The following is a 14,853-nucleotide window of genomic DNA, read 5'->3' on the forward strand; positions in this document are numbered from 1 at the left end:
CTTCCCGGACCGCAACTTGATAACGCTGCGGTAACGTCCCCACGGTTCGCCTATGGCGACTCGTTCGCCTGCGTAACGTGGCCCGGGCAGATCCGGTGGGATCGTGCCGTGCGGTGCGCACCCTCCCGGATCGCCCGAGGTGACGAAGGGGAATCTGTGGTGACGAGCACGATGTCGAAACAACGTCCGACGGTCAGAGCCGCTGTTGCCCTCGCCGGCCTGGTGGTGGCGGCCGGTTCCCTGTCAGGGTGCACGAAGACCGACACGGCCAGTGGCGGATCACTCCTCCAACAACTGCAGGACAGCGGAACGGTGACCGTCGGCTTCGCCGGCGAAGCGCCGTACAGCTTCGAGCAGGACGGACAGTTGACCGGCGCAACCGTCGCGCTGCACCGGGAGATCTTCAAGAACCTGGGCATCGACAACGTCGAAGGGGTGAGTACCGACTTCGGCGCACTCATCCCCGGGCTGCAGGCCCGGCGCTTCGACGTCGTCAGCGCCGGTATGTCGATCCTGCCGCAGCGATGCGAACAGGCCGCGTTCAGTGAGCCGGAATTCAACTACACGACGGCGCTGATGGTCCCCAAGGGCAATCCCGCGAAGCTCACGGACATGCAGTCGGTGCAGCAGAGCGGTGTACGTATGGCCGCGATGACCGGGGCGATCGAATCGGACTACGCGCAGCAACTGGGGATCGACGCGATGCAGGTGGCGTCGCCGCAGGACGGGATGGACGCCGTCGCCAACGGGCGAGCGGATGTCTTCGCGCTGACCGGAATCTCCCTGAACTGGCTGGCACAGAACAACCCGCAGGTTCCAGTGGAGGTGACCAACTCGTTCGTCGCCGTGATCGACGGGGTTCCCCAGGTCGGTGCCGGCGGCACGGTCTTCCGCAAGGAGGACACGGAGCTGCGGGACGCCTACAACGCCGAGCTTGCCAAGATCACCTCCGACAAGGACAAGTACCTGTCCATCGTCGGACCCTTCGGATTCACCGCGGAGGAACTGCCCGATCCGAACCTGACGACGGCCAAACTCTGCGGAGGGGCCGGCTGAGCGTCGTAGCGGTCGGCTGCCTGTGAAGGAGAACATCGACGCTCTGCTGGATGCGTGGCCGAGCATCCAGGAGGGCATCGTCGTCACGCTCGAGCTGACGGCGGGCGGTGCACTCCTGGCCTTCTTACTTGCGCTCGCGCTCGGGCTGGCGGCGCGTGCGCACAACATCGTGATCAGAGGGTCGGCTCGCGCGTTCATCGAATTCTTCCGGGGCACTTCGCTGTTGGTGCAGCTGTTCTGGTTGTTCTACGTGGTGCCCCTGTTCGGCTACCTCATCGACCCGGTGCTGTGCGGGATCCTCGCGCTCGGACTGAACTACGGGGCCTACGGAGCCGAGGTGGTCCGCGGCGCGATCAACTCGGTGCCGCAGTCTCAGTGGGAGGCGGCGACGGCACTGGACTTCAGCCACTGGCAGCGGCTGCGCCGGGTGGTCCTCCCGCAGGCGTGGGCGGAGATGATTCCCCCACTGACGAACCTTCTGATCCAGCTCCTCAAGGGCACGGCCCTCGCGAGCTATATCCTTCTGCAGGACTTGACCTTCGAGGTCGACCAGCTCCGGCAGACGACCGGGAACACCCTCTTCGCGTTCGGCGTCGGACTCGTCATCTACTTCGTCATCGGATACGTACTGACATTGCTGATGAACGCGCTCGAGGTGCGGGCGAAGAATCGTCTCGGCACGGGACCGTCGCTGCGTGAGATCTTCAGCCTCGCCCCCTCCGATCCACGAGGACTGGAGGCCGCGAAGCAATGAGCGTCCACTGGAGCTGGGATCGAGCGTTCGAGGCTCTGCCCGTGCTGCTCGACGGATTCAAGATCACCCTGATCGCAACCGTTCTCGGGTTTCTGATCTCCGCCGTCCTCGGACTCGTCATCGCGTTGATCCGAAACGCCGCACCGCGATGGGTAAGTGTGCCGGTCCGGGCGGTCAGCGAGTTCATCCGGCTGACTCCGCTCGTCGTGCAATTGCTGTTCGTGTACTACACGTTCACCGGACTCTCGCCGCTGCAGATCGGAGTGGCGGTGCTCGGGATCCACTACTCGACCTACATGGCGGAGGTATACCGGGCGGGGATCGAAGCAGTCCCTGTCGGGCAGTGGGAGGCGGCTCGGGCGCTGTCCCTGGCACCTGCCCGGACGTGGCGGGCGATCATCCTGCCGCAGGCCATCCGTCGTGTCGTCCCGGCGCTGGGCAACTACGCGGTGTCGATGTTCAAGGACACCCCGTTCCTGTTCGCCATCACGGTGGTGGAGATGGTGACGGCCGCGCAGCAGTTCGGCGCCCGGCATTTCCAATACCTCGAACCACTGACCCTGGCAGGGGTGATCTTCCTGGTGGCCAGCTACCCGACGTCCCTGCTCATACGGCGATTGGAGAGACGTCTTGCCCGATGATGCGAGCGCAGCAACCCCGATGATCCGATTCGACGACGTCGTGAAGCAGTTCGGCGACCACGTCGTGCTCGACCACCTGGACTTCCAGGTCGCACGCGGCGACCGCGTGACCCTGATCGGTCCGAGCGGATCGGGCAAGACGACCATCCTGCGATTGGTCATGACCCTCGAGAAGGTGAACGACGGCGTCATCTGGGTCGACGGGGAGCGCCTGACGCACGAGGAGAAGGGAAGCAAACTCGTTCCGGCGTCGGAGAAGTACACACGCCGGATACGTCGCCGGATCGGAATGGTGTTCCAGCAGTTCAACCTGTTTCCCAACATGAACGTGATCGAGAACATCACCGAGGCGCCCATCCACGTTCTCGGGCTCGACAAGGCGGCTGCCGTGAAGCGGGCACGCGAGTTGCTCGAGATGGTCGGGCTCTCGGAAAAGGAGACTGCTCATCCGACGCAACTGTCCGGTGGCCAGCAGCAGCGGGTCGCGATCGCGAGGGCCTTGGCGATGGATCCCGACATCCTGCTGCTCGACGAGGTCACGTCGGCGCTGGATCCGGAACTGGTGGCGGACGTCCTCGATGTGCTGAGGAACGTCGCGCGCACCACGGACATCACGATGCTGATCGTCACGCACGAGATGCAGTTCGCGCGGGACGTGTCGAACCGGGTGATGATGTTCGACGCCGGCCGGATCGTGGAAGAGGGAGCCCCGGCCGCGATCTTCACCGCACCGCAGCACGAGCGAACCAAGACCTTCCTGAAGGCAGTGCTGGCCGACTGATCTCCGGACTACGGGGCACTGGTGGCGAGTTCCGATTCGTCGGCGGCTGCGGCACGCCGCGCCAGCCTGCCCGCCATCCATGCGCAGACCAGCAACTGCAACTGATGAAACAGCATGAGCGGCAGCACGATCAGGCCGATCGGCTGACTGGCGAACAGGACGGTGGCCATCGGTAGACCGGTGGCGAGGCTCTTCTTCGATCCGCAGAACGTGATCGTGATCTGGTCGGCCCGGTCGAAACCGAGACGCTTCGATCCGAACCAGGTGAGGGACAGGACGATCGCGAGCAGCGCCGCGCACACCGCGAGCAGTGCGAGCAACCGTCCGACTGACAGCGTGCCCCAGATGCCCTCGTTCATTCCTTCGCTGAACGCGACGTAGACGACAAGCAGGATGGACCCGCGGTCGACGAGTTTGAGTGGCGCGCCGTGCTTCTTCACCCAGGGTCCGATCCACCGTCGCACCGACTGGCCGGCAATGAACGGGAGCAGGAGCATGACGAGGATGCCGAGAGCAGAGGACGCGTCGAAACCCGCCCCCTCACTAGTCATCAGCAACGCGACGAGCAGCGGTGTGACGAAGATGCCGAGGATGTTGGAGAACGAGGCGCTGACGATCGCCCCGGGCACGTTGCCGCGGGCGATGGACACGAAGGCGATGGACGACTGGACAGTCGACGGTAGGAGGCAGACGTAGAGGAGTCCGAGGTACAGCGGTTGGGTCAGGACCGTCGGGACCAGCACGCGCGCAGCGATTCCGAGTAGCGGGAAAGTCACGAACGTCGCCGCGAGGATGGTGACGTGCAGACGCCAGTGACGCAGGCCGTGCAGCGCCTCCTGCGTGGAGAGTCGGGCGCCATAGAGGAAGAACAGAATTCCGACGGCCACCTTCGTGGCCCAGGTGAACGCGGTCAGGGCCGTGCCGTCCGCGGGGACCAGGCTGGCGATCCCGACGGTGATCAGGATGCCGAGAATGAAGGGATCGAGTTTTCCGAGTAGCGGGATCTTCGTCAGCATGATTCGACCGTAGGCAAGCAGGAGATATTCCGAAAGACGATAGTCGCGTTTACTGTGATTCCGAACCGTGATAACAATGGGTCATGTTCGATCCGGTGCACCTTCGGAGCTTTCTGGCGGTCGCGCGCACCCGCAGTTTCACCGCTGCGGCCCGGCGGCTGAATCTGCGGCAATCGACGGTGAGTCAGCATGTGGGGAAACTGGAAAACGCCGCGGGGCGGCGACTGTTTCTGCGCGACACACATTCGGTCGAGTTGACCGCGGACGGCTCCGTGATGGTGGGTTTCGCGACGTCGATTCTGGAGCGGCTCTCGGACGCCGAGCGCTATTTCACTCAATCCGGTGTGCGGGGACGAGTCCGGTTCGGAGCGTCCGAAGATCTGGTTCTGCACGAGCTTCCTCGAATCCTGGGCGAGTTTCGACGCAGCCATCCGCTCGTCGACCTCGAACTCACGGTCGCGTTGAGTGAGGTGTTGTTCCGGCAACTGCACGAAGGCCAGCTGGATCTGGTTTTCGGGAAGCGCCGCCGCGGGGACCGGCACGGCGAACTGGTGTGGACCGATCGGCTGGCGTTCTTCGCCGCACCCGACTTCGTTCCGGACGCAGAGGGGCCGGTGCCGTTGGTGACGTATCCGCCGCCGTCGATCACGAGGGAAGCGGCGCTCGACGTCCTGGAGAAGTCCGGCAGGGGTGCGCGCATCGCCTGCGTGACCGACAGCCTGAACGGGTTGCGGGCCGCGTGCCTCGCGGGCCTCGGCGTCGTGTTCCACGCGGAGACGCTTCCGCCCGCGGGGTTGGCCCCGGTGCGGATGCGCTCGCGCGACGAGTGGGGGTCCGCGGTCGCCGTCGAATTCGTGCTGGAGGCCCGCCGGAGTGTGCTCACCGAGCCCGAGCAGGCGCTGCGCGGCGCCATCCTCGAGAATGCGGATCGGTTGCGCGCGTGACCTCGGCGGGGAATCCGCCCCACCGAGGCCGTCGCGAGGTCAGAAGATGAGCACGGACAGCGCGGTGGACAGGACCAGGCCCGACACGACGGGCACGAAACATTTCCGGGCCAGTTCGAGGACGGGCACACGGGCGAATCCGGCCACCGCGATCAACGACGACCAGGCGACGAGCGTTCCGCCGCCGGACCAGATGTTCCCCATCTGACCGATCGCGGCGAGGGTGGCGGGGTCCATGCCCACCGCGGGCCCGAGCGCGCCGGCGAGTGAACCGGTGAGCGGCAGTCCGGTGAATCCGGAGCCTTCGAGGCCGGCGATCATGCCGATGGCGAGAATGCCGAACGACGTGACGAACGCGTTCTGCGGCAGGTGGGATTGTGCGGCGTTCACCAGGTCGAAGAGCAACGTCGGACCGGCCGCGTCCGCGGGGAGACCGAGAATGGCGGCGGAGAAATCACCGTTGCCGATGAAGAAGAAGCCGGCGATCGGGATCACGATGCCCATCGCCTTGAATGCGAAGACCAGGCCGTCGATGAGGTGCTCGGACGTTGTTTCGAGGAAGCCCTTCTTGTCGTTGGTCGCGGCAGCGGCGAACAGGATCAGTGCTGCGATGCCGCCCACCATCGCCGCCGCGTCGCCGCCCTTGAGGTCGGGCACGAGATCGGTGAACTTGCCGACCATGAGGTAGACGATGAATGCGAGATACGCGGTGGGCACGAGCACTGCAAAAGTCTTTGCCGCACGGATGCTCTTGAACGTGTCGTCGATGACCTGCCGCGCGGACGCCGTGACCGGTTCCGCCAGAACCGTCGACGTAGTGGTGGACGTCGTCGCGACCGCGCCGGTGGTGACGGCCGCCTCGGCCTCGGCCGGTCGCCGGTCGCTCGCACCGCCGCCGGTGGGCATCGAGTCGCCCTCGGGTGCGCTGCCACCGGGCTTGCCGAAGTCGCTCTCCGCGCGGGCCTCCCAATCGGTGAGCAGTTCCGGTGCCGGGCGGCGCATGTGCCTGCGTTGCGTGAAGTACGCGATGAGGAGCGCGGTGAGACCGACGATCAGGGACATCACCAGGGCGCGGTCCGCGACGACGTCCGGGTCGACACCCGCCGACTTCGCCGACAGGCCCGGTGCCACCTTGATGATGTAGTCCGAGGACAGCGCCATTCCCTGCCCGCAGATGGCGATCGCCATGCCGACGGCCATCGGGGGAAGCCCGGCGCGAATGGCGACGGGAATCAGGACCGCCCCGATCAGGGGAACGGCGGGGGTGGGCCAGAAGAACAGCGAGATCGTGTAGGTGACGACGGCCAGCACGATGAAGCTGCTCGTGCCGCCGCGCATCACGCGCCGGAACGGGGCGACCATCAACCGGTCCGCCCCCATCTGCCGCAGTGCGCCGAGCATCGCCGTCACCAACGAGATGATGAGGAAGATGTTGAACAGCTCGCGAGCAGCGACGAGGCTCGCGTTGAAGATCGACGCGAGACCGGTGACGAGGCTGTCGGAGAACACGAACGCGGTCAGGAAGGTGCCGATGACCGCGGGGACGACGATGTTCTTCCGCATGAGCATCGTCCCGAGGATGACAATGATGCCCCCGAGATACACCCAGTGTGCGGCGGTGAGACTTACATCCACGGTGCGCCCCTTCGAAATAGGTACAGACTAGTGGCACTAGTCACAGTGCAGTGATAGTGCGCGGGGCGTTTTCCAGGGTCAACGTCCAGAGTGCACATCGATAACCAGCGTATTTGTGCATTGTGCCCGGCATTTTTCGCCAGGATTGCTTGTTGTCACGCACAAGTAAAGGAATGCTCGACGGAAGCCATTTCTCGGAATGTTGCGTTCATAATCAGGTTTGCCTAACCAAAGTAATTTGGCGGGTGCGGCAGGGGTTCGCGGCGAGAACTGGCATCGCCGGAACACGAATTCTCGGACGAAAGCGGACTCTATGAACACGGCGGTCGGTCAGGCTCGGATTGCATCCACCGGTGACGAACGCGGACCCGGCACGTCGCCCGCACTGGCGGCGCTGCTGGCCGGAACCTTCGTCGGCACCGTCAGCAACAACATCGTCAACGTGCCGTTGAACGCGATCCTCACGGACTTCGACGCCGGACTCGGAAGAGGGATCCTCGTCGTCGTCGGATTTCTCCTGACCTTCGCGGCGACGATGCCGCTGGCCGGATGGATCGGTGATCGGTTCGGTCGCCGGCGTGTCTACTGCGCCGCGTTGCTCGGCACCGCGGTCTGTTCCCTCGGCGCGGCACTCGCACCGTCGCTGCCGGTGCTCGTGCTCTGGCGGTCGCTCGGCGGAATCGCCGCGGCCGCGTTCGCGCCGGCCGTCATGGGCCTGATCGCGTGGCTGTTCGGGCCTGCGCGACGGGCGCGCGCCGTGGGCGCCTGGGCGGCGGTGAACGGGATCGGTCAGGCCGTGGGGCCGTCCATGGGCGGAATCGTCAGCGACTGGTGGGGCTGGCGGTGGGCGTTCGTGCCACTGGTCCCGGTGGCCCTGATCGGGTTTGCGGCGACCCTCCGCTACATTCCGCGGTACCCCGGCAAGAAGATGCGACTCGACGTGATCGGGGCGTCGACCATCACGCTCGGGGCGGTGCTGCTGATCCTCGGCATCACCACGGTCTCGCAGGACCAGATTCCCGTCTGGGCCAGAATCGCCACCCTCGGGGGCGGGGTCGTCGTCCTGGCCGGGTTCGTCCTCCATTGCCGGCGGACTTCGAATCCGTTCGTGCCCATCGACCTCGTAATCGAGTCGAGGTTCCTGCGGAGTGCGCTCGCCGCCTTCACCCAGATGTTCGCTCTCGGAGCGGTGCTGCTGGCGCTGCCGCTCTACCTGACCGGCTCGGGCAGTTCGACGACGCAGGCCGGGTTGATGCTGTTCGTGCTGCCTGTCGTCATGACCTGCGTGGCGCCCGTCGTCGGGCGTCTCGTCGACAGGATCGGGGCCCGTGTGGTGATGCGTTCCGGTCTTGCCGTCCTGATAGGTAGTCAAGTGGCACTGGCGATCACGCTGTCCTACGGCATCCGGAATCCGTTCGCCGTCGGCGCGGTGCTCGTGGTGGCCGGAGTGGGAATCGGGATGGTCCAGACGCCGGCGGCCGCCGGTTCGACTCGATCGCCGGCGGGGGCGGTGGGAACGGGTCTGGGACTGTTCAACCTGATCCGGTTCGGCGGCTCGGCCGTCGGCGCCGCCTGGGTGGGCGTGGCGGCGCACCTGGCGGCCGATCCGTACGGACTGCTGTTCGCGGTGGCTGCCGTCGTCGCGCTGGCCGGATTGGCCGGGACATTCGTCGGTGCGGACCCGGTGGCCGCCTGAAGCTAGCGGGTCACGATCTCGTGGTTGACGGTGTCCTGCACCTGCGACAGCAGGTCGAGCCGAAGCGCCAGCCACAGGGTGAACTGGTTCTCGGGTTCCCGGATGTCCATGCCGATGAGTCGTGACGTGCGATCGAGCTTGGCGATCATGGTGTTCCGGTGAATCCGCAGGCGCCGCGCGGCCGCATTGATGTTGCCGCCCTCTTCGAGATAGGCGAAGAGCAACTCCTCGGTGTCGGCGTGCGAACCCGACGCCCGGAGGGGGCCGAGGACGTCCCGGATGAGTCGACGACTCTCGTCGGTGTCGGTCGCGCGGGCGAGCACACTGAACCCACGCAGCTCGTTGTAGGCCACCGAACCGGACAACCCGAGCCGCTGGGCGATGCCCAGGGTGATGCGGGCCTCGCGGTAACTCTCCCCGATATCGCGAGCGCCTGCCGCGGGACGGCCGTGGGCCACCGGAATCCGCTGCCCCAACCTGGTTTCCAGATCGAGGGACATGGCGTGCGCGTACTCGCTGATCTCCGATTCGACCGCTGGTGCGTCGGCGGAACTCAGGGAGCGGATCACCACGAGCACGTCTCCGATGACGGTGACGTGCGAACGGACATCCGGCCGGGGCAACACACCGGCGGCGTACCGCGCGAGCCGGACCATGCTCGCGCCGGGCCGTCCCGCCGCCCGGTCGACGAGACCGGGAGCGACGAAGACGATGTAGTGCAGATCCAGATCGATCTCGTGCAGTGCGGCCCGGGTGCGCAGGTCGTGGTCGTTGGCGAAGTTGCCGTGCACGAGGGCCTGGACGAAATCGCCGCGCGCCCGCTCCTCGGCCTCGTCCACGCTCCGCTGCCGGAGCATCTCGGTGCCGATGATCGTCCCCGCCTGCTCGACGACCACCCGGTGCTGCGCGATGTCGTGCCGGCGTGGATTCGCCCCGGGCACGACGACCACGACCCAGCCCTCGTAGCGGCCCGCGAGTTGCATGGCCCCGGCGACCGCGGTGGTGGGTGCGAACAGTCCGTCCGGATGCTCCAGTCGGATCACGTGAACGTTGTGCATCCGTGCCGGTGGTGATTCCTCGAGCCGCGGCAGCGCGTCCGCGAGAGCCTCCAGCAGGGCGACGGTGCCCGCCGCCTCGGCGTCCGGTAGACCGGCGTGGGCGAGAAGACGTCCCCGCACGTCGAGGGCGACGGCGACGTCCGAGGTCAGAGCCGCGACCTCGCGAATCAGCATCGGCAGGCCCGCTCCGCGGTGCAGCAACCCCGCGAGCGACTGGTGCACGGTGAGGGCATAGCGCATCACGTGCGCTTCCTGGGTGAGTGCGCGCTCGGCGAGGAGTCGGTTGAGAGCGGTGAAACCGACGGGAAATCCCAGTTCCACCACGGTGAGTCCGGTCGGCCAGACCGTGCCCGCGGGCGCCGACCCGTCGACGAGGAGAACGCCGGCGCCCCGCGCCACCAGCGACTCGAGTTCACGTCCGTGCGCGGACAGCGTTTCGGGCCGCGTGTACACGGCGACCTCGGCGAGGGAGTCGGGGCGGCTCATCACCTCCCCCCAGGGCAGGCACCACGTCACCGGCCCGCTCAGGGCATCCGTGCCCGACAGCAGGCGCGCCGACGCGAGCAGGGGTTCTTCCAGCAGGCCGCGTAACGACAATCGCTCGTCGTCCGCGTTCGGTGTCGTGGTGTCTTCCACTACGAGCCCCTCCTCGGGTGACGTCGAAAGTGCAGTATGGCCCCGCGCTCGTCTGCGTTGCCTATGCACTATGCCCTGATATTCGAGTTTTCGCCGGATAGTTTGACTATGTTCCGCCGGCGATGCCGATGATAGAAATCGGTGCATCACTTCCTCCCGCAACGCAACGGAGAAGACAATGCATCAGGTTCACCGAATCACCCTCGACGACGCACTCCCACTGCTCGCCGCGGGACGCGCGAAGGCCGAGGAAATCGGCGTCAAGCAGACTCTCTGCGTCTGTGACGACGGCGGCAACGTGCTGGCCCTGCACCGACTGCCGGGTGCGCGCCTCACCGGCGTCGACATCGCGATCGCCAAGGCGTTCACTGCGGCCGGCCACGAGCGGGCCACCCACCTGTTCAACGAGGCGCCCGACGGGCCGGCGCTGCCCGGGAACGAAGCCTTCGGCATCAGCCAGATGCTGCCGGGCAAATTCGCGGTCTTCGTCGGCGGATTTCCCCTCGTCTTCGACGGCCAGATCGTCGGCGGAGTGGGCATCAGCGGCGGAAACGGCAAGCAGGACAAAGCGGTCGGAGCGGCAATGCTGGCCGAGTTCGAGGCGCTCGCCGTAGTGCCCAGCTGATCGTCCGCGATGTGCCGACACTGTGCACATCGAAACCGTTGGAACACAGTCATTTCGAACGTGGTCGCGACGATCGCGAGTCGGTACCGTCGAATTCACTCCAGTCGGAGCATCCCCATCCATTCCCATTCTCGAGGAAGACGAGGCACATCATGACCGAACTTCTAGGCCGGGACGAATTCCGCACAGCCCTGGAGAACGCCATCAAGGGCCGCGAGGCGAAGAACGCATCGTTCAGCAAGGCGTGGGCCGAGGGCAAGCTCGAGAAGCACCACTTCGCACGCTGGGCGGAGAACCACTACCACTACGTCGGCCCCTTCGCCGACTACCTGGCGAACATCTACTCGAATACTCCCGACACCTTCACCAATGCAAAGGATTTCACCCTCCAGAACATGTACGAGGAGGAGCTGGCCGACATCCGGCACACCGACCTCCTCATCAAGTTCGCCGAGGCGTGCGGCACCACGAAGGAGCGCGTCGAGGATCCCTCGAACATGAGCGCGATCACCCGCGGTCTGCAGTCCTGGTGCTACGCGGTGTCGCAGCGCGAGCACTTCGTCGTCGCCACCGCGGCGCTCGTCGTCGGACTCGAATCGCAGGTTCCCAGCATCTACAAGAAGCAGATCATCCCACTGCGCGAGGTGTACGGATTCACCGAGGACGAGATCGAGTTCTTCGACCTGCACATCACGTCCGACGTCGTGCACGGTGAGCGCGGATACCAGATCGTGCTCGACCACGCGGACACGCCGCAGCTACAGCAGCGTTGCCTGCAGCTCGTGCAGTGGGGAGCCGAGATGCGCTTCTCGTACACGAAGGGGCTCTACGACACCTACGTGGCACCCGACCTCGAGCTCGCGACCGCCTGAGCGTGCGAACGGAGGGGCCCGGGCGATCGGGCCCCTCCAGGCGCAGGCATCTCGCCCGACAGGAGAGAACGATGGATACGAACTGGACCCGGCTGGTCACCGTGCGTGAACTCGGCCGACGCCGGAAGCTTCGAGTCGAGGTCGGGGACACCGCGGTCGCGTTGTTCCAGGCCGACGATCGGATCTACGCCTTTCGCGACCTGTGCGTCCATCAGGATCGGTCACTGGCGAAAGGCACCCTGCTGCACGGTCGCGTCATCTGCCCAGGTCACCAGTGGGCCTTCGACCTCGACACCGGCTACGAGGAAGACCAGGACCTGTGCCAACCGACCTACGCGGTGAAGGTCGAGGACGACGTCGTCTACGTGGATCTCACCCGCAGCCCCGATTACGCCGAGACCGCGGCCTCGCCCGCCGAAGTCGACTGAGAGAGCGAGTGACACCATGACGCTGAACACCATCGTCACCGTCGGCGCCGGCCAGACCGCCGCCGTTGCCGCGCGCACACTGCGGCGCCGAGGATTCGACGGCAGGATTCTGCTCGTCGGCGACGAACTGCACGCGCCGTATCAGCGCCCACCTCTGTCAAAGGAATTCCTTGCCGGGCAGGAGGACCGAGAATCCTTGATGCTCCTTCCCGACGCATGGCGCGAGAAACAGGACGTGGAACTCCTCACCGGAACCGCGGTGACCCGGATCGACTCGCAGGCCGGGGCGGTGGAATTGTCCGACGGACGGCGAATCTCGGCCGATGCCGTGCTCTTCGCGACGGGCGGGCGGCCGCGGACGATGCCGGTGACCGGTTCGGCGCCCGAACGGGTGCACTACCTGAGAACGATCGACGACGCCGAGCGGCTGGCCGACGGGCTCCGCCCCGGCGCGCGGCTGGTGCTGATCGGCGGAGGATTCGTCGGGCTCGAAATCGCCGCTACCGCACGAACCCTGGGAGCCGAGGTCACGGTTCTCGAAGCGGACCCGGTGCCGCTCGCTCGTATCCTCGGACCCGAGATGGGCGAGGTCTGCACTCGGTTGCAGCGGGACAACGGAGTCACCGTCCGCGCCGGTGTGCGAGTCGACACCGTGACGACGCGACCGGAAGACGTACTCATCACACTGGAGGGCGGAGAAGTGGTTCCGGCCGACGTCGTGGTGGTGGGAATCGGGATCGTCCCCAACGTCGAGGTCGCGCAGGCCTCCGGATTGGCAGTCGACGGCGGAATACTCGTCGACGCACAGGGCCGGACGTCGGTTCCGCACGTGTACGCCGCCGGCGACGTGGCAGCACGATTCTCCGACGCGGCCGGCAGGCACGTGCGCGTCGAACACTTCGACAACGCGAGCAAGCAGGGCGCGGCGACCGCGAATCTGATGCTGGGACGCGTCGGTGTCGTGGACCCCGCCCACTGGTTCTGGTCGGATCAGTTCGGCAAGAACCTGCAGTTCGCCGGCACCGCCCGCTACACCGACCTGGTGTTCCGCGGCAGCGTCGACAACGGCGAGTTCACCGCCTTCTACATGGACGGCGGGGTGGTCCGCGGCGCCTTCGCGCTCGACCGTGGCGAAGAAATCAGTGCGGCAAGGGAACTGATCGGACGGTCGATCGAGCCGTCGCGGCTCGCGGACGAAGACGTCGACCTGTTCGACCTGATGGATGAAGACGACGAGGAACTGGTGACGGTGTCATGATCGAAGGACTCAATCTCGTCGACGGGCAGTGGGTCCCGTCGTCGTCCGGGGCGACGTTCGAGCGACGCAACCCCGCCGACCACGACGACGTGATCGGTGTGTTCCCCGATTCGACGGCGGCGGACGTGGATGCCGCCGTGAGCGCGCTGGCCAAGGCGGCGCCGCAGTGGGCGGCGACACCCCCGGAGCGCCGTGCCGCAATCCTCGAGGCCGCGGCCGCGCACCTCGAGGCCCGGGCAGGCGAACTCGTCGACGAACTCGTCCGAGAAGAGGGCAAGACCCGCGCCGAGGCCACCATGGAAGTCGGTCGTACCCCGATGAACCTGCGTTTCTACGCCGGTGAGGCGCTTCGCACCACCGGCAGTACCTATCCCACCCCGGGCGACGGACTCGTCATCACCCTGCGTGAACCCGTCGGCATCGTCGGAGCGATCACCCCGTGGAACTTTCCGCTCAACATTCCCTCACGCAAGCTCGGACCTGCTCTCGCGGCGGGAAATGTCGTGGTGTTCAAGCCGTCCGAACTCACACCGCTGATGGGACAGCGTCTCGTCGAGGCGTTGCTCGCAGGTGGGCTTCCGGCCGGGGTCATCGCGCTGGTCCAGGGTTCCGGGCGGGCCGGAGCGGCAGTCGCGGCGGACGAGCGCATCGATGCCGTCACGTTCACCGGTTCCACCGCGGTGGGTCGCTCGATCCACGCGGCGGTCGGACCGTCTCGCCGCAGTCAGCTCGAGATGGGGGGAAAGAACCCCGTCGTGGTGCTCGACGACGCCGACGTGGACACGGCGGCGGCGCTGATCGTCAAGGGAGCCTTCGGGTTGTCCGGGCAGGCGTGCACGGGCACCAGCCGGGTGATCGCGGTGGACGAGATCCACGACCGGCTACTGGACCGCGTGGTGGAGCTCGCCGGAGGGATCTGCGTCGGCCCGGGCGCGGACCCGGGTGTGGAGATGGGTGCGCTGGCGAGCGCGGGGCAACTCGCGAAGTTCCTCGAGTACGTGCAGATCGGTCACGACGAAGGTGCCGAACTGGTCTGTGGCGGAGTGAGTCTCGACGAGAGGAACGGCTATTTCGCCGTCCCGACCGTATTCGCCGGCGGCAGACCGGACATGCGGGTGGTCACCGAAGAAGTGTTCGGACCGCTGCTGGTCTTCCTGCGGGCGTCCGGCTTCGAGGAGGCGGTCGCGCTGGCGAACGACACGGAATTCGGCCTCAGTGCCGGAATCGTCACCAACGACGTGACCAGGGCCCTCGCGTTCGCCGGCCGGTCCGAATCGGGTCTGGTGAAGATCAACCAGCCCACCACCGGCATGAGCATGAACGCGCCGTTCGGCGGTTACAAGTCATCGAGCACCCAGACCCACAAGGAACAGGCAGGGGACTCGATGATGCAGTTCTACCAATCCGAAAAGACCGTCTACCTCAGCCCTTCGGCCTGAGACCTACCTGTCGA

14 protein-coding genes are annotated in these 14,853 nt (G+C 66.2%); 11 read left to right on the plus strand and 3 right to left on the minus strand.

Features of this window, described 5'->3' with window-relative positions; genetic code table 11:
* Positions 1-171: 171 nt before the first annotated feature.
* From ehuB to ehuA, 4 genes are read left to right on the plus strand one after another with little or no spacing between them, the layout of a single operon-like run.
* Positions 172-1,056, plus strand: coding sequence for an ectoine/hydroxyectoine ABC transporter substrate-binding protein EhuB (ehuB, locus tag RJ1_RS21050; RefSeq protein WP_073363759.1), 885 nt, complete (start codon positions 172-174; stop codon positions 1,054-1,056).
* A gap of 22 nt (positions 1,057-1,078) precedes the next feature.
* Entirely contained in the window at positions 1,079-1,810 is a 732-nt protein-coding gene (gene ehuC / locus RJ1_RS21055; RefSeq protein ID WP_073363604.1) for an ectoine/hydroxyectoine ABC transporter permease subunit EhuC, read from the plus strand.
* Positions 1,807-2,451, plus strand: coding sequence for an ectoine/hydroxyectoine ABC transporter permease subunit EhuD (ehuD, locus tag RJ1_RS21060; RefSeq protein ID WP_073363606.1), 645 nt, complete (start codon positions 1,807-1,809; stop codon positions 2,449-2,451). The genes ehuC and ehuD overlap by 4 nt, the downstream gene beginning before the upstream one ends.
* A 19-nt stretch (positions 2,452-2,470) precedes the next feature.
* Positions 2,471-3,232 (plus strand): ectoine/hydroxyectoine ABC transporter ATP-binding protein EhuA, encoded by a 762-nt coding sequence (gene ehuA, locus RJ1_RS21065; RefSeq protein ID WP_073363608.1) that lies wholly within the window; start codon positions 2,471-2,473, stop codon positions 3,230-3,232.
* Positions 3,233-3,240: 8 nt separating this feature from the next.
* Here the strand turns inward: ehuA and RJ1_RS21070 are convergent, their stop codons facing one another.
* On the minus strand, positions 3,241-4,248 hold the full coding sequence (locus RJ1_RS21070; protein ID WP_073363609.1) for a bile acid:sodium symporter family protein: 1,008 nt from the start codon (positions 4,246-4,248) through the stop codon (positions 3,241-3,243).
* Positions 4,249-4,331: 83 nt separating this feature from the next.
* Between RJ1_RS21070 and RJ1_RS21075 the strand changes: the two genes are divergently transcribed.
* Positions 4,332-5,192, plus strand: a complete 861-nt coding sequence (locus RJ1_RS21075) for a LysR family transcriptional regulator (protein ID WP_073363611.1) — start codon at positions 4,332-4,334, stop codon at positions 5,190-5,192.
* A 39-nt stretch (positions 5,193-5,231) separates the two neighbouring features.
* Here the strand turns inward: RJ1_RS21075 and RJ1_RS21080 are convergent, their stop codons facing one another.
* Positions 5,232-6,827, minus strand: a complete 1,596-nt coding sequence (locus tag RJ1_RS21080) for a hypothetical protein (protein WP_073363613.1) — start codon at positions 6,825-6,827, stop codon at positions 5,232-5,234.
* A gap of 313 nt (positions 6,828-7,140) precedes the next feature.
* Here RJ1_RS21080 and RJ1_RS21085 point away from each other — a divergent pair, with 313 nt between their 5' ends.
* Positions 7,141-8,523: an MFS transporter gene (locus RJ1_RS21085; protein WP_073363615.1), complete on the plus strand. Its 1,383-nt coding sequence runs from the start codon at positions 7,141-7,143 to the stop codon at positions 8,521-8,523.
* Positions 8,524-8,525: 2 nt separating this feature from the next.
* Here RJ1_RS21085 and RJ1_RS21090 read toward each other — a convergent pair whose 3' ends face one another.
* Positions 8,526-10,217 carry a PucR family transcriptional regulator gene (locus RJ1_RS21090; RefSeq protein WP_073363617.1) on the minus strand — a complete coding sequence of 564 codons (1,692 nt, stop codon included), beginning with the start codon at positions 10,215-10,217 and terminating at the stop codon, positions 8,526-8,528.
* A 178-nt stretch (positions 10,218-10,395) separates the two neighbouring features.
* On the opposite strand from RJ1_RS21090, the gene RJ1_RS21095 reads away from it, so the two are divergent.
* The 5 genes from RJ1_RS21095 (at position 10,396) to RJ1_RS21115 (ending at position 14,839) form a co-directional block, all read left to right on the plus strand.
* The gene (locus RJ1_RS21095; RefSeq protein ID WP_073363619.1) at positions 10,396-10,842 is read left to right on the plus strand and encodes a GlcG/HbpS family heme-binding protein; all 447 of its coding nucleotides are present in this window, start codon (positions 10,396-10,398) and stop codon (positions 10,840-10,842) included.
* 152 nt (positions 10,843-10,994) lie between these two features.
* Positions 10,995-11,714, plus strand: a complete 720-nt coding sequence (locus tag RJ1_RS21100; RefSeq protein ID WP_073363621.1) for an iron-containing redox enzyme family protein — start codon at positions 10,995-10,997, stop codon at positions 11,712-11,714.
* Positions 11,715-11,785: 71 nt separating this feature from the next.
* Positions 11,786-12,142: a Rieske (2Fe-2S) protein gene (locus tag RJ1_RS21105; RefSeq protein WP_073363623.1), complete on the plus strand. Its 357-nt coding sequence runs from the start codon at positions 11,786-11,788 to the stop codon at positions 12,140-12,142.
* A 16-nt stretch (positions 12,143-12,158) separates the two neighbouring features.
* Positions 12,159-13,400: an NAD(P)/FAD-dependent oxidoreductase gene (locus RJ1_RS21110; RefSeq protein ID WP_073363625.1), complete on the plus strand. Its 1,242-nt coding sequence runs from the start codon at positions 12,159-12,161 to the stop codon at positions 13,398-13,400.
* Positions 13,397-14,839, plus strand: a complete 1,443-nt coding sequence (locus RJ1_RS21115; protein ID WP_073363627.1) for an aldehyde dehydrogenase family protein — start codon at positions 13,397-13,399, stop codon at positions 14,837-14,839. The genes RJ1_RS21110 and RJ1_RS21115 overlap by 4 nt, the downstream gene beginning before the upstream one ends.
* The last annotated feature ends 14 nt before the right edge of the window (positions 14,840-14,853 follow it).

It is taken from the genome of Rhodococcus jostii NBRC 16295, assembly GCF_001894825.1.
In the GTDB taxonomy this organism is placed as follows: Bacteria; Actinomycetota; Actinomycetes; order Mycobacteriales; family Mycobacteriaceae; genus Rhodococcus_F; species Rhodococcus_F jostii.